We start from the raw sequence: 19,535 nt of genomic DNA on the forward strand, positions 1-19,535 counted from the left end.
CGGCCCACGGTCACCCTGCGATCGGCCAGGGGTCGAGCGCCGGCAGAGCAGCATCGAGGTCGTCTTGAGACGGCAAGCCTCGGTGCGGCCTCGTCGGCGCAATCGCGCTGATCGGACGCGATTGCGGCCGAGCTTGTGCCCAGCTAGACGCGCCACCTTGAGGTCCGCGGGAGCAGGAATGGGCGATGTCGTGACCGCTCTGCTGCTCGCGCTCGTGGCCGAAAACGCAGAGCTGCGCGAGCAACTGGCCTCGGCTCAAGAGATGCTGGTTGAGACCGCGATCGACGCCGGCAACATGCACGCCCTGGTCGAGGCAATGCGTACCGAGCGCGATGCGTGGCAGGAGGAAGCCCAGCGTCTTCAGGGACGAGCTGCGCGCAGGGCATGACGCTGCAACTCTGGTGCAGCCGGTTTGTGGGTCAGGGCTTGCTCTTCGTGGGGAACGCGACCGCGTTGAACCGCTCCCATTCCTCGGCGCTCATGCCGTGAGGGGTAGAGCCAGGGATCACCACTCCCTCGCCTCGGACCTGGACCGGGCTGGTACGCTTCTGCTGTGGTTTAGCGGCAAACTCCAAGACGCCGCCAACCACGAGCGCCACTGCGCCGATCCAAAAAAAGCCAGGGCGATACGGGTTGGCTCCGACCATGGCCGCCAGCTCGATTACCTGACCACACGCGCCAGCGACCGAATACAGACATTGCAGAGGTGGTTCAGCCTGCGCCCCGAGGACGGCGGCAACCTCTCCGTAGAGCTTCTGCCACCATGCGACGGAGCCGCCGACCAGCAGGACCCCGACCGCCGCCAATGCAGTCCCGAGCCGAAAGAGGTTCATTGCCGTCGCCCAATCCTGATCAGCTCGCCAGCATGATTATGCAGGACAGGTTCGCGTAATCGGTTAAGTGGATCGCGGCAGTGTTGATCGACGCAGCAACGGCACTAGCCCTTGCGCCGAGAGGCAGTCTCGGGACATCTGGAGGGTGTCGAAAAGTGCCGCCGGACAATATGGATCGCCTCCGCAGTCGCCGGCATTAATGCTCACGGAGGACGGCCGTGGACATCACCGAGGACGACTTCATCTTCGTATTCCCAACCACTGACGGTCACACGTCGGTGCTCAATCCATATTTCGGGACGAACCTCGCTGATCTAACGGAGTGTACCGCTCCCGACGTGCAGATCATGCCAGAGTACCTGCTAGCATACTGGTGGAACCACATCATTCAGCAGGTCGATGATGGTCCCGGTAGAGCGGCTGTCGTTCTGATCGGCACCTTCATCCGCAATATCGGTCCCGCGGTCTTCGACTACCGCGCCGCTTGCCGGTACGTCCGCCGGTACCTGTCGCATCTGCCGAACGGTACGGCGCCGATGGCCTATGACCTCGCAGTGGCCCGTTTCGAGAGCTGCATCCTCCGGATCGGCGTGGCGATTGCCTGCGTAAATGGGGCAACGAAGATCTACCCTCCCCTGCCCCCGGCTTTCACAAAAGGTGACGGTTCGGTCAGCGAGCGGGTCCACCTGTTCAACAACCGGATCAAGCATTTCGGGAGCGACATCGCGAATGCTGCTGATCCAGGCGCGATGCCTACGGCGTCAATCTGGATCACGAACAACGGCCTTGGATGCCACCACAAGGGGAAGGACGTGTTCGTGAGCTTTGTAGAGTTGGCAGCCCTCCTGCAGGACCTCTCCGGCGAGGCTGAGTATCGGGCAGAGAACCCGCTTCCGGCATCCTAGTGGTCAAAATCTCACGGTTGGTACCCATTCGCGAGGATCCGCAACGGGTGGTTTTCTGCCGGTCTGCTTTTAGGCGGAAGTGCATGGAAGCTGACGTCATATCATTCCTCCGCTTGTCCCATCGCGGAACACTGGAATGCCCGCTTTACAGCTATTTGATTGACCTGCAGGAGCCAAACATTGACATTTCTCTGGTCTGCCCGCGTCCACTCAGTGTGCAGTTATTCAAATCTATTGCTGAGCTTCAAGATTTATGATTTGCAGCGACCAAGCCCAACCTAGGCGGCTACCTCCACAGGCAGAGTCAATTTAGTCTCCGCGATGGCCTGAAATTCATCGAGAAACTCTGGACGTGTCTGGAATAGATATCGAACCACTCGATTATTTTTAAGGAGCTTGGTTAGATAGCCCCTGACCACAGTTAGCTCTAACGTATCACGGCCATAGCTATCCTGAATGGAGGTGACCGTTGCCTGAAGCTTGGCTAGCTCCCGCTCCATCCGAGCTAGTATCTCGGGGCTGACACCTTTGGCCTTCTTTCGCGCGCCTTCTTCGACGAGAGCCGACTGTGGAGTTGTAGCTAAAAGCAACGTCGCGTACTTAATTGAGTAATTGTTCATGCCAATCATAAGTTCCGCCGACTCTATCTGACGAAGAGGCTTCATCTTTCTCAATATCTCGAAGGCGGAAATCGGGCATTGCTTGTCGCGCAAGAGGGCGACGACCTCCTCACAAATCCCATCTAGCATTCGCACTCGTCGTTGAACATTTACGGGGTGGATACATAGAGCTGCTGCAATTTTCTCTGCCGAGACGCCCCGCTCCATGGCACGCACAATCATAGCACGCTCCTGCACAGCCGAAAGGCGATTGACGCGTCGATTATATGTGAATGCCTCGTCGTCAGTAGAAACGAGGCATTCTACCTCTGTTTCTCCAAGATCCTTTAGTGCTTCAACACGAAGGTGGCCGTCAAGGAGTAGGTAAAGGCCCCCGCTCATCTTGTCCCGGGCCACCACGGGCGCCTCTACGAGCCCAACCTCACGCACTGATGCCGCTATCTGTAAGTACTTTTGGCTGGCCTTCACGGTGGGTCCAACGCTTTTGACGGGCAGCAATGAAGCGAGTGGCAGCGTCACCAACTCGTACTCGAAAGCAAGCGTAACAAGAGGAACGGGGACAATCTCAGTCATGACGTCCTCGCGGTCATACGATTGTGCAGGTCAAGGGGCATTGTCGCGAGGCCTTCGGCCCGCAGCAGGTTGACGAAGTTCTCGTCCGACCTGAGCACGCGAAGAGCCTCCACGGTGAAGAGTAGGCGCGTCTGGGTAATCTCGGCTTTCTTAACCAGGAGCCGTTGCTTGTCCGCCTCCTGCTGCAGCATCCGCAGGAGGGCGTCCGTGGATATCGGACGCTTTGCCCCATCCTTCCGTCCATGAGACGTCTTGTTCATGCCGCGGCCACCCCTGCGGCGCGCTTCAAGAAGACGTCTGACTTTGGCTAGCTTGCCACCCGATAGCTTCCGCTCCGCGTATGCCTGTGCGAGGAGCCTTTGCTCACCTTCGTCATCGGTCCGCGAGATTTCCATAGCCACGCTGACAGGCAGGACGCCTGTCTCAACCGCAGCGAGTAGCCGCTCCTCCCCCCTCTCGATCAGCCCCACGACCATGTTCACCCATTGCGGAGTACAGCCGATCTTACTCGCAATTTCGGCGTCGGTATATCCGCGCTGCTTCAAAGCGGAAATATCGTTTAGGAGATCTGCCGGACGGTGATGTCGTCGGGCGCAGTTCTCGACGATGCTCATGACGAGGCAATCGCGCTCATCCGCTTCGATGACGATTGCCGCGACTGTAGTCTGCCCGAGCTCTACACATGCTTCCAGTCGCCCCTGGCCGCAGATGAGGCCATAGGCCGGTAAAGATTTTTTGTCAGGCAGCGGTGTTACGGTTACCGGGCGCTTCAATCCGACAAGAGAAATGTTCTCTACAAGCTCGCGAAACTTTCGTTGGTCTCGCACCCGGGGGTTGAGGACGGTGATGCGGTCGACTGGGATGATCTGGACGCGACGTTTGGCGGGAGTATTCATGCTACCTTCTCCTCAAACGGCGCCCGAGCGGCGAGCGCGAACAGTGTATCCAGGGCTTCAAATCGATAGGCATCAAGGGAAAAGCCGTTGCGCTCGGCTAGGCGTAGCCGTGGGACGGTCATGTCCAATCCGGGCAGAAGGTAGTAGTCGAGTGCCGTTGCGTTCCCGACGTCCATCCGAATTGCGGCCGTGATGTCGGGCGCGAGAAGGCCGTCAAGGCGAATGCGCCAGCGAAGTGAGCCGGCTTTCGTCTCTTGACATCGTGCGATCACGACCGAGGCGGTGAATTCACCGTTGACAGTGAGCAAATCGGTGATGGGGTCGCGCTCGACTTCGCCGCCAACATCGCGGATGCCCGTCATCACCGAAGCGATGACATCGGGGTGCATCCTGCGCAGTGTGCGGTTGATCTCGATGTAACGGTAATCGTGCTCCGGCTTATAGCCGACTAGTGAGTAGGCTCGAAGCAGGCTGCCGAACCGGCGCCGGTACACGCTGCTCGACGGCATGTCCCCGCGCTCGTCTATGGCAAGTCCGGAAAGTGCTCCCTGACACCGCAGTAAGTCCCGCAGCAGGTCGAGCAACTGCGCATCGCCGTATCGTTGGCTACGGGCCTCGATGATCGCGCGCGTCCGCTCGAATAAGACTTCGTCCACGAGCGGCTCGAAAGCTCGCCGCGCCCGAACCCAAATGTCTGGTGCGTTCGCGACCCGGCGCTGCTTCAGCTTGAAGGATCGCCGATTGAAGACGTTGTTGCCGATGTACTTCTCATTGGTCAGCACTTCATGAACAGTGCCGCGCGTCCAGTGACTCCCGAGGTTCGTACGCAACCCGTCGCGATTGAGCGCTGACGCAATCTCCGTTTCGCCATGCCCTTCCTCGACGAACATCCGGTACACGCGCTCGACGACTGACACCTCCTCGCTGGGCCCGGGCACAAGGATCACACGGTCGGTCTGGAGGCCCTTACGCTGGCCGAAGCCGAGCTCCCCCTTCGAAGTACCCTTCTCGTCGACCAGCAGCCGGCGCAGTCCGAAGCCGGCCATGCCGCCCTGACGAAAACCCTTTTCCACCAAACGGCATTGACCAGCGAATACTTTGACCGACAGCTCTCTGCTGTGTTCCCGGGCCATGACGCGTTTGACCGCCTTTAGGAGAACGGAGCTGGTCGTTCCGTCGTTGTCAAACTGTTCGGCGCAGTAGTGGACTTGGATGCCGGCGCGCGAGCACAGGAATTCGTAATGTGCGCTCTCGTCCGCGTTCTGGAACCGTCCCCAACGGCTGATGTCGTAAGCCAGGATGGCCTCGAAATCGGCCGATCCGGAAGCCACATCCTCCATCAACCTTGTGAGTCCCTCCCGACCGCTGATGGTGAGTCCGCTGCGCCCGGCATCCTCATAAACTCTGATGAGTTCGAAGCCGCGCAGGTCCGCGTATCGCCGGATCTCGGCTAATTGATTTTCGATGGAGAACTGTTGCGGGTCGGTCGACATCCGGACGTAGGCGACCGCCCGAGTCGATCCCCGCATTTGGCTCAAGTCCGGCGATGTTCCTGAGTTCATCCCACGGCGCCTGAAAGGTGTTGAGACCGGTCCTGCATCAGGGTCCGTCCTTTCTGCGCAACAAGAGCGTGTGGAGAACGGAATGTCATTTCCTAAAAAGGGCAATTCCTTTCATGGCAACGGACGCCTGCCGCCGGATCGGGGCGAGACGTTCGCGCAGATGGTCTCGGAAGTGCTGCGGTGCGCAGTCAGCGAGCGACCATCGGCGGTCAAGGTGGTTGCAGGCTGGACCGGCGCTGGCGAACGCACTGTCAAGAACTGGTTCGCTGGTTCCTGCGCACCTAAAGGTGATCACTTCCGCGAACTTGTACGGCACTGCCCGGAGATGCTGGAGGCGTTCCTCCTTTCAGTCGGACGACAAGATCATCTTACCTTTGCCAAGGTAGGGGAGGTCGAGGCAGCTCTGATCGAGGCCTTAGCTGCAATTACTAAACTTAAGCGTTAGATCTGCCTCGATATGATCGTCGACTGCATGGGGTTGACTTCGTTCATCACGGCTACCCTGTGCGGAGGCCGATGCCCATGAGACTGGATCTTCAACCAAGCGCCGGCGAACACACAAGGACGTCACGCAGTAGTCCAGGTAATAGTCAGAAGCGACACCAATCGTTTGCCGTCCTAGGACTATTGCCAAGCTCACAACCACAGCAGTATCTAATCAACTCACGGACTACGCTGGTTTGCGGTACAGAACGGGCACACCTAAGTGACCGAAAATAACGCAAGTCTGAAAGTCCGGTTTCGGACGATGAGCCACAATTCGCTTGCCACCCGAGTCGAAGTTGCGGCGCGGGCGACGAGCGTCCGCTTATGGGCGGTCCTAATGCTTGCCGGTACGGCTAGGTTGGGTCGGAACTAAAACGTCCGCTTCGAGGCGGAGGCCTAGGGTCCATTTTTCGCGTTGGCGGAGGCCTTCCCGGACTACGACGCGGATGTCGGCGGGATCCGGTACTTTCGACTGGACTGTCGCCGCCAACAGAGCGTGTGTGTTGACCGGCCCGACGCAGCCGCGGGCCTAGGCAGCTACGCGCACGGAGTGACGGTATGAGCGAGACGACCACGGGCCGGACGGATACGAGCGAGGCCGGCCTGAGCGTGACCGCGGCTCTGGCCGCCATCAGCGCCCACCTGATCGACGCCGCCGCCCTCGCCAAGGCCGCCCTGGTCTGCGCCCGCGCCGGCTCCGAGCGCGAGGCCGTGCGCATCGTCCTCGACCTCGACGTCCCCCTCAGCGAGGCCCAGACCCTACACGGCGCCATCTGCCTCATCGGCCGCATCAACCGAAAGGCCGCCGAGGCCACCGACCCCGGCGACTGACCGTCCGTTCGCACGCGGCCGTACCCATGCGGCCGCTACACGCGGTCATCCTCACTTCACCCCGCCGGCCCGTCGCAGGGCCGATCGCGGGGTCGGGCCGGTGGCGGGGCTCACCCGCCGCTACGGAGACGATCATCATGACCGCTACCAATGCCGCCGCCATCACCGCCACCGCCCCGACGACCGTCCTCCTGAACCGGACCGAGGCTGGCCTACTGCAGGCCGCCGCAGCGGACGAGGGTCGACTGACGCCCCCGGCCGCGATGAGTCCTGCCACCCACGCGCGGCTGCTCGGCCGCTTCCTGCGCGATGGCATGGTGATCGCACCCGCCGAGGCGGGTGGCCCGCACCGCCTCACCCCCGCCGGATACCGGGCCATCGGCCTCGCCCCGCCCAAGCCGCCGCGCGGCGCCAAGGTGGCTGCGGGTGCTCCTGCCGCCACACCGGCCGATCCCGCCGGTACTGCGATCTCGAGCAAGAAGGCGCAGGTGCTGGCCCTGCTGAAGCGCGAGCAGGGGGCGACGCTCGCCGAGCTGACCGCGGCCACCGGCTGGCTGCCCCACACGACCCGCGCCGCCCTGTCGCGCATCCGCACCGGCGGCCAGGCGCTGCTCAAGGCCGCGCGCCCAGACGACGCTACAGCCTACTGCATCCCCGCGCCGGTAGCCCCAGTCGCCGCCCCGCCCCGGGCGCGCAAGCCCCGGCGCACGCCGGTGGCCGAGGCGGCCGTCGCGGCCCAGGCGGCAGCCTGATGGGCGAGCAGCGCTCACCGGCCGCGGCGCAGACGGTGAGGGCGGTGATCAGAGCGGGGGCCATCCCCGCCGCCGACCGGCTCGCCGCCGCGCTCGACGAGCTCGCCGGCCTCGACGCCGCCAGCCTCGCCCGGCGCTGGCGGCGGGACTTCGGTTCCGCCGCCCCGCCCGGCCTCTCCCCCACCCTGCGCGCCCGTATCCTCGCCCACCGTCTCCAGATTCGTGCGCTGGGCGACCTCGACCGCGATACCGCGCAGGTCCTCAGCCGTTTCACAGCTGGGCGGGGGACGGCGGTCGGACGAGACAGGTCCGAGCCCGGCGCTGGGGCCATCCCGACCGCCATCGCGGTCCCGGTGCCGGACCGGCGCGGGCACATCCCCGGCGTGCAGCTATCGCGCGAGTGGGGCGGGCGCATGCACACCGTCACCGTGCTAGACGCCGGCTACGCCTGGGACGGGGCGACCTACCCCAGCTTGTCCCGCGTCGCCCACGCCATCACCGGTACCAAATGGAACGGCCCCCGCTTTTTCGGCCTGCGCGAACGGGCCGATGCGGCGACGGAGGCTGGGCGGGATAGAGGCGAGCGGAGGGCCCCGGCGTGAGCGTCAAACCGAGGCGCTCGGCGAATGCCGCACAGCATCCCCCCTCGGGCGCCCGCCCGACGCTGCGCTGCGCGATCTACACGCGTGTCTCGACCGAGCACGGGCTCGAGCAGGAGTTCAACTCGCTTGACAACCAGCGCGAGGCCGCCGAATCCTACGTGAGGAGCCAGGCTCACGAAGGCTGGCGGCTCCTGCCCGAACGCTACGACGACGGCGGATACTCCGGCGGGACCCTCGAGCGTCCAGCCCTACAGCGCCTGCTCACTGCGGTGCGCGAGCGCCGGGTCGATGTCATCGTCGTGTACAAGGTCGATCGCCTTACCCGCGCGCTGGCCGACTTCGCCAAGCTCGTCGAGCTGTTCGACGCGCACGGCACCTCGTTCGTGTCGGTGACCCAGGCGTTCAACACCACGACCAGCATGGGACGCCTCACCCTCAACGTCCTGCTCTCGTTCGCCCAGTTCGAGCGCGAGGTCACCGGCGAGCGCATCCGCGACAAGATCGCCGCGAGTAAGCGTAAGGGCATCTGGATGGGTGGCGTCGTGCCGCTGGGCTACCGCGTTGAGGCGCGCGCGCTGCACGTCGTTGAGGAGCAGGCCGAGGTCGTGCGCGCGATCTTCACCCGCTATCACGCTCTCGGCACGGTCAGCGCGCTTCACGCCGAGCTGGAGGCCACCGGCATCCGCGTGCCCGAACGCCGCGATGGTAAAGGCAAGTCGGTGGGAGGCGGTGCGTTCACCCGCGGGCACCTGTACAAGATCCTCGCCAACCCGATCTACGTTGGCCGGCTTGGTCACCGGGGCCTTGTGCACGAGGGCCAGCACATGGGCCTCGTCGACCCGGCGATGTTCGACGCGGTACAGGCGCAACTGTCGGCCAATCACCACGCGCACACCGCCCGGCGGCGGGAGGGCGCGCATCTGCTCACCGGGCGGATCCGGGACGAGCATGGCCAAGCGATGACCCCGAGCCACACGGCCAAGGGCGCACGGCGCTACCGGTACTACGTCAGCCGGGCGGCGGTCCGGGGCAGGCCGGCCTGCGCGGTCCGGCGCATCGCTGCCCACGCGCTCGAGGCCTGCGTGGTCCAGGCGCTGCGCGCGACGCTTGTCTCGCCTGCCGCGTCCGCCTCGCCATCTGCTCCGGTGCCCAACGTCCTCAGCGACGCCGACGTGATCGCGACCCACCTCGCGGGGGTGACGATCTATCCTGACTCGCTGTTGGTCGAGCTGGTCGATGGGGACGGGCGTGATCCGATCCGCATCCCGTGGTCGCCTGCGGGGCATCGTCGGCGCCGGGAGATCGTCGTGCCCCCGGGCGTGGAGCGCGATGGCTTGCGGCCGATGAAGGTCGAGGACCGCGCGCGCATCCTCACGGCCATCGCCCGCAGCCGCGCCTGGGTCGACCATCTCGTTGCGGCGCGTGCGGCGAGTACTGCGGCCATCGCACTGCACGAGGGCTGCAGCGAGCGCGCGGTGCGGATGATGTTGCCGCTCGCCCATCTTGCCCCGCGGATCGTTCGGGCCATCGTCGACGGTCGCCTGCCGCGTGGCATCGGCGTTGGGCACCTAGCTGGATTGCCGGTATCCTGGGCGGAGCAGGAACGCGCCCTGGGCTTGTGAGCGCATCGCCGCGCCACCGCATCAACGCGTGCCGGGTCCATCACCGGGCGATCCGATCCCCTGCCGTCGGAGCCGAACTTCAGCGCTACCATCCTTGCGTCGTCGGCACCCGCTCGCGTTCGCATCGCCGTGCGCCCGCAGCGAACGACCTATGCATCGGTCATCGAATCGAGTGCGCGGAAACGGGTTTGGTAGCAGCGGAGACGGCGGCCTCGTTCAGGCGCCTATCCGTGGTCCGACGGGGTGGAGACTGATAAATCGTCGCGGAGACGCGGCTAAGCCGCGAACACAGCGGCGTTTTTCGTCTCGACCACCAGGCACGCAGTTTCCAAAAACTGCCTGGTGGAGCTGAGGGGAATCGAACCCCTGACCTCCGCAGTGCGATTGCGGCGCTCTCCCATCTGAGCTACAGCCCCGTCGAGGCGCCGGCCTTGTAGGCGCGGGCGGCTCAGCCTGTCAATTCCTGTTTCACCGTCGCCCGCCGCGCGCCGATCCGGCGCTGGGACGCGGGTGCCCCGAGGATAGTACGCGGACCCGCATGAACGCCCTGATCTGGCTCTTCGACACGGTCGTCCAGCTCTTCATCTACGTCCTCATCGCCAGCGCGGTCCTGAGCTGGCTCGTGGCGTTCAACGTGGTGAACGTGCGCAATCCCATCGTCGCCCAGGTCGGCGAGGTGCTCTACCGGATCACCGAGCCGGTGCTGCGGCCGATCCGCAACCTGCTGCCCAATCTCGGCGGCGTCGACATCTCGCCGATCATCCTGATCCTGCTGCTGCTGTTCATCAGCCGCCTGCTGCACGAATACGCCGTGCCCGCAACCTACGTTTACGCGCAGTAGGACTGCCCGCCCGTGAAGACGAATCCCGGCCGCTTCTTCGAGGATTTCCGCCTCGGCGAGACCATCCGCCATGCCACCCCGCGCACCGTGACGGTGGGCGACGTGGCGCTCTACACCGGCCTCTACGGCCCGCGCTTCGCGGTGCAGTCCTCGGACGCCTTCGCCCGCGCCCTCGGGTATCCGAAGAGCCCGCTCGACGACCTGCTCACCTTCCACATGGTGTTCGGCAAGACCGTGCCGGACGTCTCCCTCAACGCGCTCGCCAATCTCGGCTACGCGGAGGGCGGCTTCCGCCGGCCGGTCTATCCGGGGGAGACCCTCTCCACCGTCTCCGAGGTGATCGGCCTCAAGGAGAGTTCGAACCGCCAGACCGGCGTGGTCTACGTGCGCTCGGTCGGGTCCGACGAGGCCGGCGAGACCGTGCTGAGCTATTGCCGCTGGGTGTTGGTGCGCAAGCGCGACCCCGCGGCCGCGATCGCCGAGGCGCACGTGCCGACCCTCGCCAAGGTCGTCGACCCGCGGGATCTCGCCGGCGCCCTGCCGCCCCTCTCGGCCGCCGCCTACGATTCGGAACTCGCCGGCAGCCCGCACCGATTCGCCGACTATGCGGTCGGGGAGAAGATCGACCACGTCGACGGCATGACCGTCGAGGAGGCCGAGCACCAGATCGCCACGCGGCTGTTCCAGAACACCGCCAAGGTGCATTTTGACGGGCTGGCCGCGAAGGACACCCGGTTCGGCCGGCGCCTGATCTATGGCGGCCACGTCATCTCGCTGGCCCGGGCGCTCAGCTTCAACGGGCTGGCCAACGCCTTCGCGCTCGCCGGCATCAATGCCGGCCGCCACGTGGCGCCGCTGTTTGCCGGCGATACGGTCTATGCCTGGAGCGAGGTGCTGGCGGCGGCCGATGTCGGCCGCGCCGATGTCGGGCTCCTGCGCCTGCGCACGGTCGCCACCAAGAACCAGCCCTGCGGCGCCTTCCCGGACCGCGCCGGGGAGGGCTACGACCCCGCCGTGATCCTCGATCTCGACTACTGGGCGTTCGTGCCGAAGTAGCGGGGCCGGGAGGCCGTGCGATCGGACCTGAGCGTATGGCCACGATCCGGATCCCGACGACGAGCGGCGTGGTCGTGAGGCCCGCGCAGCCGGAGGACGCGGCCGCCCTCGCGGCGATCCACGTGACGACCTGGCACGAGGCCTATGGTGGCCTCCTGCCCGCCGAGATGATCGCCGCCCTCACGGTCGCGGTACGGCAGGCCTGGTGGGCGCAGGTTCTCAGCGGCCTGGAGCCGGGCCCCGGCGAGGCGGTCTATCTGGCCGAGACGGGTGGCAAGCCGGTCGGTTTCGGCGCCGGCAACGCCCAGCGCGCGGAGACCCTGAAGGCGGCGGGCTTCGACGGCGAGATCCGGGATCTCTACGTCCTGCGGGCCGCCCAGGGGCGCGGAGCGGGCCGGGCCCTGGTCGCCGCGACGGCGGCGGGGCTCCGGCAGGCCGGGTACCGTGCCGCCAGCGCCTGGGTGCTGCGCACGAACGCGCCGGGCCGCCGCTTCCTCGAAGGTCTCGACGGCACCGCGCTCGACGCGCCCGAAGCGTCCCGCGGGCATGGCCGTTTCACGGAGATCGCCTACGGGTGGCGCGACCTCGCCGCCCTGGCAGCGTCCTGCCGCCCGCGCGCGGGGCGGGACGGACGCTGAACGCCCCTCAGCGGATCCCCGCCCCGACCACCCCCGCCTCGACGGCCAGCGTCAGGCGATCCGTGACCGCCCACTCGACCCCGACGCCCGCCACCGGCCGCACCGCGATGTCCTGGCGGCTGAACGGAAGCGCCCCCGGCCGCGGCCCGACGCGCAGCGTCTCGTGGACGGCCACCGCGCCGGTCTTGGCGTAGACCAGGACATCCGGCGACAGCAGGGTCCCGACCTTCATCTCCAGGGTGCCGGCGAAGTCCTGCGCATAGGCGAGCCGCCCGTAGCCCGGGGTCAGGGTCCCGTCGAGCCCGGCCAGGTAGTCGAGGCCGCCGCTGATGCCGTAGAGGATCGGGCCGGCCTGCCACATCCTGCCGCCCTCGAAGCCGAGGGTGGGACCCCCATAGCTGCCGAAGTGCCGGGACGACGCGACCGCGTAGCCGGTCGACAGCCGGGCGTAGCTGCCCGTCCAGCGGCTGCCCGTATCCGCGACCGGCCCGGGCCAGGCGAAGGACGGCAAGGGCGCGAAGCCGACCGCCGGCCACAGCAGCGCCTGGGCCGCGGCGGGGCCGGCCGGCAGCAACCCGGCGCCGAGCACCAGACCCGCCGCGATCCGGCGGAGCGAACGGGAATCGGCGCGTCTGCTCATGCGGCCAGGATAGCCGAAGGCGCCGGACCGGGACAGGGTCCGGCCGACGCGACGGGCGGATGCTGTCTTTGGCCCGCGATGGTTTCGAGAGGTCCGAGACCTGTCGCGGGTGCGGGGCGCAAGCCCTGCGAAAGCCCCGGGGCTCTGCGCCAAGACCCCGCCAAAGGGAGGATCCCTTTGGAATCCACCTTTGCCGGTGGGAGCACAGCACCCACACGCCTCTGGATTGACGGGCGCGCGGCGTTCGGAGCGCTTGGCCCGCCATGCCGGGCGGAAATCGCCGTCTGGCCGTGATCGAGACCAGGCCCTACACGCGCTCCGCAGCGAGGGCCTGGACCCGGTCCGCCCTCCGCGGCAACCGTCGCGCCTGCGAGGGGGTGAGGCCGAAGCGTCTGCGGAAGGTCCGGTTGAAGTAGGACAGGTCGCCGAAGCCGACATCGAAGGCGATGGCGCCGATCGGCCGCGCCTCATCGCCAGCCGTGAGGTGCTGCATCGCCCGGTCGAGGCGGCGGGCGAGGACGAAGCCCGAGAAGGTCTCGCCCTCCGCCTGGAACAGCGCCTGGATCAGCCGGCTCGAGATCCCCTGGGCCTGAGCCACGGCGTCCAGGCTCAGGTCCGGGCTGCCGAGGCGCTGCTCGACCTCGGCCTTGAGCACCTGGATCCGCAGGTCGCGCCGGCTGGGGACGGGCCCGTTCGGCTGAAGGTCGGGCTCGCGCACGATGAGGGCGAGGAGCTCGGCCAGGTGCGCCCGGGCGAGTTCCGCGAGCCCCGCGGTGGCGGCCGGAATCAGCCCGCGCAGCAGGCCCGCGGCATAGGCGGTCAGGGTCTGCAGGCCCGGATGGTCCCGCCCGATCCGCCGGAGGACGCCGGCGTCGAGGGCGGCGAGGGGCGCGGCGAGCCGGGTCCGCTCGATCGCCAGGACGTCGATCCGCTCGACGCCCGTTACGGCGAACACGGCCCCCCGGCTCGCCGCGACGAGCAGCGCATCGCGCGAGCAGCAGGCGAGGGTGCGCCCGCCCTGCGTCACCTGGAGACGCCCGGCCGCGGGCCGCACCAGGAGGAGGCGCTCGACCGGGGCCTCGTCGCACCAGATCCGGGACGGGCCGAACACCGAGGCGATGCCGAGATCGGGGTCCAGGCGGATCGCAGTCCGCCCGCGGAAGGGGAGACCATCCGGCTCCGCGATCATCCGCGGGCGCGCGCTGCCAACCGGCTCGACCGCACTGTGATCGGGCAGGGCCGCAAGTCCCCGGTCCGACGCGCGCGCCTGCGCCGAACCGGTCTCCCCTTCGGCGGAGCACGCGCCCGCCGGATCCGTCCGCTTCGTCATCATACGCCCAATGCGGCCGGATCCTGCGCAGCAGTCCGAACTCTTGCTCGCCTGAGTCCAAGCGGGCGGGCAGTCACCATGCTAGAGGCCCAAGACGATGTCGAGAGGATTTGCGATTTTCTACTTTCGATACCGGATCGATGATCTCGTAGTTCTCAAATTAGACGAATTTTAAACTGCGATCCGTGCCGGTCTGGCGTCCGCGTTACACGGGCGGCTACGGCGGGCGCGGCGGCAACGGGGCGCCTCGACCAAGGCGCACAGGGGTGGGTGTGAGCGTCATGCGGTATGTCGGTCTCGTCGCGATCCTCGGTGCGGGGACGATCCTGGCCGGTCCGGCCCAGGCGCAGACCGCCGCGCAGACCGCCGCGCAGACCTCCGCGCAGACGGCCGGGCCGACCGTCGCCCTCGACGAGATCTCGGTGACCGCCACCCGCGCCCCGCGGCGGATCGAGGACGTGCCGCAGAGCGTCCAGGTGGTCGACCGGGAGCAGATCCGCCAGCAGCTCGCCCTGACGTCGAACCCCTCTTCCGTGCTGGCGAAGCTGGTCCCGGGATTCTCGGCGCCGAACGGCACGATCTCCAGCGCGTCCGAGAGTTTTCGCGGGCGCAACCTCCTGGTCCTGATCGACGGCGTGCCGGTGAACACGCCCCTGCGCGACGTCTCGCGCATCCTCAACCTGATCGACCTCAACAGCGTGGAGCGGATCGAGGTGGTGGCGGGCGCCTCCAGCCTCTACAGCGCGGGCGCCACCGGCGGCACGGTCAACTTCATCACCCGCCGCCCCACCGACGGGAAGCCGGTCGTCACCGTCAACACCGCCCTGCGGACCTTCACGGCCGATCCCGTCCACGGGCTCGCGCCGGAGACCTCGATCAGCGTGACCGGCAAGGTGCCGGACGGGGTCGATTACGCCTTCACCGGATCGGGCCGCTTCGCCGGCCGCACCTACGACGGCAAGGGCCGGGAGATGCCCTCCGACGGGCAGCTCGGCCAGGGCGGCGGCGACCGCTTCCAGCTCGGCAACATCAACCTGCGGCTCGGCTACGACCTCGACCTCGCCAAGCGCGTCGAGTTCGGCCTCACCCAGATCCTGCTCAACCAGGACCCGCGCTACCTGACGGACTACACCGGCGCTTACGCGCGCCCGAACTATGCGCGGCTCTACCCCGGGCTGCCGGTGGCCGAGGACACCCGGTCGCTGTACCTGCGCTACACCGACCGCGACACGCCGCTCGGGTCGCTGTCGCTGCTCGGATTCTTCAACGACATCAACAAGCGCTTCAACTATACGGAATTCGCCTATCCGGCGAACCCGTTCGTGACCTACTCGTTGAGGCCCACCGCGCCCACGAGCCTCGCCAACCAGTCCGCGCTGGCGACCGAGCGCGGCGGCATCAACCTGACCCTCGACACGGACCTGAGCGTCCTCCTCCCCGGGATGAAGCTGACCTGGGGCACCGACGTGATCGCGGAATCCACGCGTCAGCGGTCCCGCGACGGCGCGGACGTGTTCACGCCGCTCCAGCAGAACAGCTATGCCGGCTTCGCCCTGCTGCAGCTGCCCCTGGGCGAGCGGCTGACCCTGCGGGCCGGCATGCGCTACGAGCACTTCGACCTCGACGTGGCGGGCTACACGCGGCCGACCACCTTCGCGGCGACCGCCGCCCGCAACGCCCTCGGCTACTCGACCTTCGTGCTGCCGGCCCTCGCCGTCACGGGCGGGCGCTTCAGTTACGCGGCCCCGACCTTCAACGCGGGCGCGACCTTCAACCTCCTGCCGGGCATCGATCTCTACGGCGGCTTCAGCCAGGGCTATGCGCTCGCCGATATCGGCGCCTTCACCCGGCGGGCCGGCCTGTCGCTCGCCTATGCCTGCCCGGTGGCGCGGCCCTTCTGCCTGCCGGCGGGCACCACCATCGCGTATTCCAGCATCGCCCCGCAGGCGCAGATCGTGAACTCCTACGATTTCGGCGTCCGCGGCCGGGTGGGGATTTTTTCCGGCTCCCTCGGCGGCTTCGTCTCGACCTCGGACGAGGGCACGACCTTCGATCCGCTGACCAGCCGGCTCAGCCAGCAGAAGGAGATGATCTACGGCGTCGAGTTCACCGGCAACGCGCAGGTGACCGAGCAGCTCAGCCTCGGCACCGTGCTGGGCTACCGCGAGGGCCGCTACGACACCAACAAGGACGGGCGCCTGGACAGCTATCTGCCCAACAACCGCATCGGCGCGCCCTTCCGCGCCACGGTCTCGGGCACCTACCTGTTCGCGAACGGCGTCTCGGTCCGCCTCGAGGGGGAGGGCTTCAGCGGCCGCGACGCCCGCATCGACCTCGTGGGCACCCGCTACCGCCTCAAGGACGCCTTCACGGTGAACGCCTCCGTCGGCGCGCCCCTGGCCGGCGGCGAGCTCTACGCCTCCGTCGACAACCTGTTCGACGCCGCCTACTGGAACCCCACCGCGACCTCGGTGCGCAACCTGACCGTCTACGGGCTCGGGCGCACCGTCACGGTCGGCTACCGCAAGACGTTCTGAGCCGATGGTCGCCGTGGAGGAGACGGACGGCCTCGTCGTCCTGCGCTGGCTCGGGCCGCCGCAACCCGGCGACGAGGCCGCCTATCTCGACGCCCTGGAGCGGATCGGCGCGCAGGCCCGGCCCTTCGCGCTGATCCTGGTGCTCGGCGGAATCGGCAAGCTCTCGCCGGCCGGGGAACGCGCGCAGAACCTGTGGTTCAAGCGCACCCGCGCCGATCTCGACCGGCTCTGCCGCGGCCTCGTCCTCGTGCGGCCCGGCTTCACCGAAGCGGGCGCGGACGTGTTCCGCCGGCTCTGGCGCTTCCCGATCCGGATCGCGCCCGACGAGGCGGTCGCCCGGGTGACGGTGAAGGACTTCCGCACGTGAGCGCCGCCCGGTCCGAGCGGCTGCGGCTCTTCGCCGTGCTGGCCGCGCTCTACATGGCGCAGGCGATCCCCTCCTACCTGATCGCGGCCGCGCTGCCGCCGATCCTGCGCGAGGCCGGCGTCTCGCGGGCGGCGATCGGCTACCTCAGCCTGCTGTTCCTGCCGCTGGTGCTGAAGTTCCTCTGGGCGCCGGTGGTCGACCGGGTCCGGCCCTTCGCGCGGGCGCACCGGGCGGGCTGGGTGATCGTCACCCAGGTCGGCGTGATCGGCTGCATCCTGGCGATGCTGCCGCTCGGCCCCACCGACGTGGCCGGCCTCATCGGCATCGGCTTCGTCGCCGCGCTCCTGATCGCCACGCAGGACATCGCCACCGACGGCTACGCCGTGACGCGGCTGCGGCCCGAGGACCGCGCCATCGGCAACGCCATCCAGGGCGGCTCGGTCGCCCTGGGCGTGGTGGTGGGCGGGACGCTGAGCCTCGTGCTCTACCACCATGCCGGCTGGGCGGTGATGCTGCTCACCGCCGCCGCCTTCTGCCTGCCGCCGCTCGCCGCCGCCTTCTGCATGCGCGAGGGCGATCCCGCGCCCGGCCGGAGCGCGCCGCGCCCCTCGATCCGCGCCTTCCTGCGGCGGCCGGAGGTGCGCACCATCCTTTGGGTCGCCCTGACCTACCGGGTCAGCGAGGGTCTCGTGAAGGCGATGGAGGGGGCCTACCTCGTCGATGCCGGCGTGCCGCTCGACCGGATCGGCTACCTGTCGGGCCTCTCGGCGGCGACGGCGGGGCTCGCCGGATCGGGCATCGCCGCGCTGCTGGTGCGCCGCTGCGGCACCGCCGCCACGCTCGGCCTGCTCGGGGCCGCGCGCACCCTGTGCTTCGCCCTGTTCGCGGCCCATGCCTTCGGCGCCGTGGTCGGCCTGTGGCCGCTCTTCGGCGCGGCCGGGTTCCAGACGCTGATCCGCTACATGGAGATCGTGGCGCTCTACAGCCTGTTCATGGCGGTCTCCTCGACCGACCAGCCCGGCACCGACTTCACGATCCTCGCCTGCGCGCAGCTCATCGTCTACTTCGTCGGCGCGCTGATCTCGGGCAAGCTCGCCGACCTCCTCGGCTACGGGGCCCTGTTCGGGCTCGCCACGCTGCTCTCGGGCGCCGCCACGGTGGCGACCGTGCGGCTGCTCGGCACCGGCCGGGGGCCGTCCTAATGGCCCGGTCCCCTGCCGAGCCGCAGGGCCGCGGGGATCAGCGCGAGGCCGAGCGCCGCGCAGAGCCAGGGCGGCAGGGTCGGGGCGATCCGGAAGGCCGCGCCGCCGCTCAGGGCGCCGATCCCCTGACCCAGCACGTGCGCGCTCGCCAGCCAGCCCGCCGCTGCGGCCTGCGCGCCCTCCGGCACCCGGGCCACCAGGGCCGCGGTGTAGGTCGGCGTCGCGACGGCGAGGCAGGCGCCCGCCAGGACCGCGCCGAGCCCGGCGAGCCACGGGGCCGGCGCCAGGGCGATCAGGCCGCAGCCGGCCGTGAACCCGGCGAGCCCGAGGGCCAGGTTGCGCCCCAGATTCGGGCCGAGACGGGGCACCACGAGGAGCTGCGTCAGGATCGTCGCGACCGCCACCAGCGCGAAGATCACCCCGGCGAGCCCGGCGGCGGCCTCGGCGCCGAGACCGAAGCGCCGCTGCAGGAACAGGCCGAGCACAATCTGGATCTGCCCGAGGCCGACGGTCAGCGCGAAGCCGATCGCCAGGAGCGGCGCCGCGGCGCGCAGGAAGCTCGGCCCCGCCCCGCCCCGCTCAGGCCGGGGCCCGCCGGCGAGGTCCGGCGCCGCGAGCAGCAGGAGCGGGCTCAGGGCCAGCGCGAGGAGCGGCGCGACCGCCCCGAACAGGCCGGCCGCCATCACCAGCGCGCCGAGGATGCGGCCGACCGAGAGGCCGGCGCCGAGCCGCCCGAGGGCCGCCGGGCGCAGCGCCTCCGGCAGGCCGCGGACCAGCGCGGCCTGGGCATAGGGCATCACCCCGGACGCGCCCGCCCCGTAGGCGATCCGCGACGCGGCGAGCAGGCCCAGCGCCGCGGCCGCGGGCAGGCCCGGCAGCACCAGAGCCAGGCCGAACAGGCCGTGGCCGAGCACCATCAGCGCGGCCAGCCCCCCGAACAGGCGCCGCAGGCGCCACGCGCCGCCGCAATGCCCCCAGGCCGGTGCGCAGACGAGGAACACCACCGATCCGAGCAGGGCGACGCCCCCGATCGCGGCCGGGTCGAGCCCGGTGCGCGCGGCGGTCACCGGCACCAGCGCCAGGACGGCCGACTGACCGAAGCCCACGGAGGCCGCCGCGAGGGAGAGCCGCGCCGCCGCGCGTCCGGACGTGCCGATCGGGTGTGGGACCATGGGCGCCTCGTCGAGAGGCGCCGTCTTAGCGCATCGGCCGGCAGGATTGCAAAACGTGTTATGTAGTTTT

Annotated in this window: 20 protein-coding genes and 1 tRNA gene; 13 read left to right on the forward strand and 8 right to left on the reverse strand. The window is 68.1% G+C overall.

Annotated elements, in window-relative coordinates; translation table 11 throughout:
* Positions 1-178 precede the first annotated feature (178 nt).
* Positions 179-388, forward strand: a complete 210-nt coding sequence (locus tag AC3IF3_RS11695; RefSeq protein ID WP_243964926.1) for a hypothetical protein — start codon at positions 179-181, stop codon at positions 386-388.
* Between the two features lie 31 nt (positions 389-419).
* Here the strand turns inward: AC3IF3_RS11695 and AC3IF3_RS11700 are convergent, their stop codons facing one another.
* A complete protein-coding gene (locus AC3IF3_RS11700; RefSeq protein WP_243964925.1) occupies positions 420-833 on the reverse strand; it encodes a hypothetical protein in 414 nt (137 codons plus the stop codon).
* A 218-nt stretch (positions 834-1,051) separates the two neighbouring features.
* Between AC3IF3_RS11700 and AC3IF3_RS11705 the strand changes: the two genes are divergently transcribed.
* Entirely contained in the window at positions 1,052-1,738 is a 687-nt protein-coding gene (locus AC3IF3_RS11705; RefSeq protein WP_243964923.1) for a hypothetical protein, read from the forward strand.
* Between the two features lie 278 nt (positions 1,739-2,016).
* On the opposite strand, the gene AC3IF3_RS11710 is transcribed toward AC3IF3_RS11705, so the two are convergent.
* Genes AC3IF3_RS11710 through AC3IF3_RS11720 form a run of 3 tightly spaced genes read right to left on the reverse strand, consistent with a single transcriptional unit; the run spans position 2,017 to position 5,389 of the window.
* Positions 2,017-2,931, reverse strand: a complete 915-nt coding sequence (locus tag AC3IF3_RS11710; RefSeq protein WP_489228861.1) for a plasmid partitioning protein RepB C-terminal domain-containing protein — start codon at positions 2,929-2,931, stop codon at positions 2,017-2,019.
* Positions 2,928-3,827: a plasmid partitioning protein RepB C-terminal domain-containing protein gene (locus AC3IF3_RS11715; protein ID WP_243964920.1), complete on the reverse strand. Its 900-nt coding sequence runs from the start codon at positions 3,825-3,827 to the stop codon at positions 2,928-2,930. The genes AC3IF3_RS11710 and AC3IF3_RS11715 overlap by 4 nt, the downstream gene beginning before the upstream one ends.
* On the reverse strand, positions 3,824-5,389 hold the full coding sequence (locus AC3IF3_RS11720; protein ID WP_489228863.1) for a recombinase family protein: 1,566 nt from the start codon (positions 5,387-5,389) through the stop codon (positions 3,824-3,826). The genes AC3IF3_RS11715 and AC3IF3_RS11720 overlap by 4 nt, the downstream gene beginning before the upstream one ends.
* A gap of 82 nt (positions 5,390-5,471) precedes the next feature.
* On the opposite strand from AC3IF3_RS11720, the gene AC3IF3_RS11725 reads away from it, so the two are divergent.
* From AC3IF3_RS11725 to AC3IF3_RS11745, 5 genes are all read left to right on the forward strand, one after another.
* Positions 5,472-5,834 (forward strand): hypothetical protein, encoded by a 363-nt coding sequence (locus AC3IF3_RS11725; protein WP_243964918.1) that lies wholly within the window; start codon positions 5,472-5,474, stop codon positions 5,832-5,834.
* A gap of 599 nt (positions 5,835-6,433) precedes the next feature.
* The gene (locus AC3IF3_RS11730) at positions 6,434-6,706 is read left to right on the forward strand and encodes a hypothetical protein (protein WP_243964917.1); all 273 of its coding nucleotides are present in this window, start codon (positions 6,434-6,436) and stop codon (positions 6,704-6,706) included.
* A 137-nt stretch (positions 6,707-6,843) separates the two neighbouring features.
* Positions 6,844-7,458, forward strand: a complete 615-nt coding sequence (locus AC3IF3_RS11735) for a DUF3489 domain-containing protein (protein WP_243964916.1) — start codon at positions 6,844-6,846, stop codon at positions 7,456-7,458.
* A complete protein-coding gene (locus AC3IF3_RS11740) occupies positions 7,458-8,060 on the forward strand; it encodes a DUF2924 domain-containing protein (protein WP_243964915.1) in 603 nt (200 codons plus the stop codon). The genes AC3IF3_RS11735 and AC3IF3_RS11740 overlap by 1 nt, the downstream gene beginning before the upstream one ends.
* Positions 8,057-9,682, forward strand: a complete 1,626-nt coding sequence (locus AC3IF3_RS11745; RefSeq protein WP_489228866.1) for a recombinase family protein — start codon at positions 8,057-8,059, stop codon at positions 9,680-9,682. Before AC3IF3_RS11740 ends, AC3IF3_RS11745 begins: the two co-directional genes overlap by 4 nt.
* A 340-nt stretch (positions 9,683-10,022) precedes the next feature.
* On the opposite strand, the gene AC3IF3_RS11750 is transcribed toward AC3IF3_RS11745, so the two are convergent.
* Positions 10,023-10,098, reverse strand: a tRNA-Ala gene (locus AC3IF3_RS11750).
* Positions 10,099-10,220: 122 nt separating this feature from the next.
* On the opposite strand from AC3IF3_RS11750, the gene AC3IF3_RS11755 reads away from it, so the two are divergent.
* From AC3IF3_RS11755 to AC3IF3_RS11765, 3 genes are read left to right on the forward strand one after another with little or no spacing between them, the layout of a single operon-like run.
* A complete protein-coding gene (locus tag AC3IF3_RS11755) occupies positions 10,221-10,523 on the forward strand; it encodes a YggT family protein (RefSeq protein WP_243965451.1) in 303 nt (100 codons plus the stop codon).
* A gap of 12 nt (positions 10,524-10,535) precedes the next feature.
* The gene (locus AC3IF3_RS11760) at positions 10,536-11,579 is read left to right on the forward strand and encodes a MaoC family dehydratase (RefSeq protein WP_489228867.1); all 1,044 of its coding nucleotides are present in this window, start codon (positions 10,536-10,538) and stop codon (positions 11,577-11,579) included.
* A 35-nt stretch (positions 11,580-11,614) separates the two neighbouring features.
* Positions 11,615-12,217: a GNAT family N-acetyltransferase gene (locus AC3IF3_RS11765; RefSeq protein ID WP_489228869.1), complete on the forward strand. Its 603-nt coding sequence runs from the start codon at positions 11,615-11,617 to the stop codon at positions 12,215-12,217.
* A 7-nt stretch (positions 12,218-12,224) separates the two neighbouring features.
* Here AC3IF3_RS11765 and AC3IF3_RS11770 read toward each other — a convergent pair whose 3' ends face one another.
* Together AC3IF3_RS11770 and AC3IF3_RS11775 are read right to left on the reverse strand one after the other, a co-directional pair.
* Positions 12,225-12,857, reverse strand: a complete 633-nt coding sequence (locus AC3IF3_RS11770) for an outer membrane protein (protein ID WP_489228871.1) — start codon at positions 12,855-12,857, stop codon at positions 12,225-12,227.
* A 307-nt stretch (positions 12,858-13,164) separates the two neighbouring features.
* Complete coding sequence (locus tag AC3IF3_RS11775) at positions 13,165-14,190, reverse strand: AraC family transcriptional regulator (RefSeq protein ID WP_489228873.1); 1,026 nt, start codon at positions 14,188-14,190, stop codon at positions 13,165-13,167.
* Positions 14,191-14,468: 278 nt separating this feature from the next.
* Between AC3IF3_RS11775 and AC3IF3_RS11780 the strand changes: the two genes are divergently transcribed.
* From AC3IF3_RS11780 to AC3IF3_RS11790, 3 genes are read left to right on the forward strand one after another with little or no spacing between them, the layout of a single operon-like run.
* Positions 14,469-16,724, forward strand: coding sequence for a TonB-dependent receptor (locus AC3IF3_RS11780; RefSeq protein ID WP_489228875.1), 2,256 nt, complete (start codon positions 14,469-14,471; stop codon positions 16,722-16,724).
* Between the two features lie 4 nt (positions 16,725-16,728).
* On the forward strand, positions 16,729-17,091 hold the full coding sequence (locus AC3IF3_RS11785; RefSeq protein ID WP_489228877.1) for a hypothetical protein: 363 nt from the start codon (positions 16,729-16,731) through the stop codon (positions 17,089-17,091).
* Complete coding sequence (locus tag AC3IF3_RS11790; RefSeq protein WP_489228879.1) at positions 17,088-18,293, forward strand: MFS transporter; 1,206 nt, start codon at positions 17,088-17,090, stop codon at positions 18,291-18,293. Before AC3IF3_RS11785 ends, AC3IF3_RS11790 begins: the two co-directional genes overlap by 4 nt.
* Here AC3IF3_RS11790 and AC3IF3_RS11795 read toward each other — a convergent pair.
* Complete coding sequence (locus tag AC3IF3_RS11795) at positions 18,290-19,465, reverse strand: MFS transporter (protein WP_489228881.1); 1,176 nt, start codon at positions 19,463-19,465, stop codon at positions 18,290-18,292. The genes AC3IF3_RS11790 and AC3IF3_RS11795 overlap by 4 nt on opposite strands.
* Between the last annotated feature and the right edge of the window lie 70 nt (positions 19,466-19,535).

This window comes from Methylobacterium sp. J-118 (assembly GCF_057836565.1).

Excerpts from the sequence above, each read along its gene's own strand:
- AC3IF3_RS11695 (WP_243964926.1), top strand. The coding sequence starts at position 179 with ATGGGCGATGTCGTGACCGCTCTGCTGCTCGCGCTCGTGGCCGAAAAC.
- AC3IF3_RS11700 (WP_243964925.1), bottom strand. The coding sequence starts at position 833 with ATGAACCTCTTTCGGCTCGGGACTGCATTGGCGGCGGTCGGGGTCCTG.
- AC3IF3_RS11710 (WP_489228861.1), bottom strand. The coding sequence starts at position 2,931 with ATGACTGAGATTGTCCCCGTTCCTCTTGTTACGCTTGCTTTCGAGTAC.
- AC3IF3_RS11715 (WP_243964920.1), bottom strand. The coding sequence starts at position 3,827 with ATGAATACTCCCGCCAAACGTCGCGTCCAGATCATCCCAGTCGACCGC.
- AC3IF3_RS11720 (WP_489228863.1), bottom strand. The coding sequence starts at position 5,389 with ATGAACTCAGGAACATCGCCGGACTTGAGCCAAATGCGGGGATCGACT.
- AC3IF3_RS11725 (WP_243964918.1), top strand. The coding sequence starts at position 5,472 with ATGTCATTTCCTAAAAAGGGCAATTCCTTTCATGGCAACGGACGCCTG.
- AC3IF3_RS11730 (WP_243964917.1), top strand. The coding sequence starts at position 6,434 with ATGAGCGAGACGACCACGGGCCGGACGGATACGAGCGAGGCCGGCCTG.
- AC3IF3_RS11735 (WP_243964916.1), top strand. The coding sequence starts at position 6,844 with ATGACCGCTACCAATGCCGCCGCCATCACCGCCACCGCCCCGACGACC.
- AC3IF3_RS11740 (WP_243964915.1), top strand. The coding sequence starts at position 7,458 with ATGGGCGAGCAGCGCTCACCGGCCGCGGCGCAGACGGTGAGGGCGGTG.
- AC3IF3_RS11755 (WP_243965451.1), top strand. The coding sequence starts at position 10,221 with ATGAACGCCCTGATCTGGCTCTTCGACACGGTCGTCCAGCTCTTCATC.
- AC3IF3_RS11765 (WP_489228869.1), top strand. The coding sequence starts at position 11,615 with ATGGCCACGATCCGGATCCCGACGACGAGCGGCGTGGTCGTGAGGCCC.
- AC3IF3_RS11770 (WP_489228871.1), bottom strand. The coding sequence starts at position 12,857 with ATGAGCAGACGCGCCGATTCCCGTTCGCTCCGCCGGATCGCGGCGGGT.
- AC3IF3_RS11775 (WP_489228873.1), bottom strand. The coding sequence starts at position 14,190 with ATGATGACGAAGCGGACGGATCCGGCGGGCGCGTGCTCCGCCGAAGGG.
- AC3IF3_RS11780 (WP_489228875.1), top strand. The coding sequence starts at position 14,469 with ATGCGGTATGTCGGTCTCGTCGCGATCCTCGGTGCGGGGACGATCCTG.
- AC3IF3_RS11785 (WP_489228877.1), top strand. The coding sequence starts at position 16,729 with ATGGTCGCCGTGGAGGAGACGGACGGCCTCGTCGTCCTGCGCTGGCTC.
- AC3IF3_RS11795 (WP_489228881.1), bottom strand. The coding sequence starts at position 19,465 with ATGGTCCCACACCCGATCGGCACGTCCGGACGCGCGGCGGCGCGGCTC.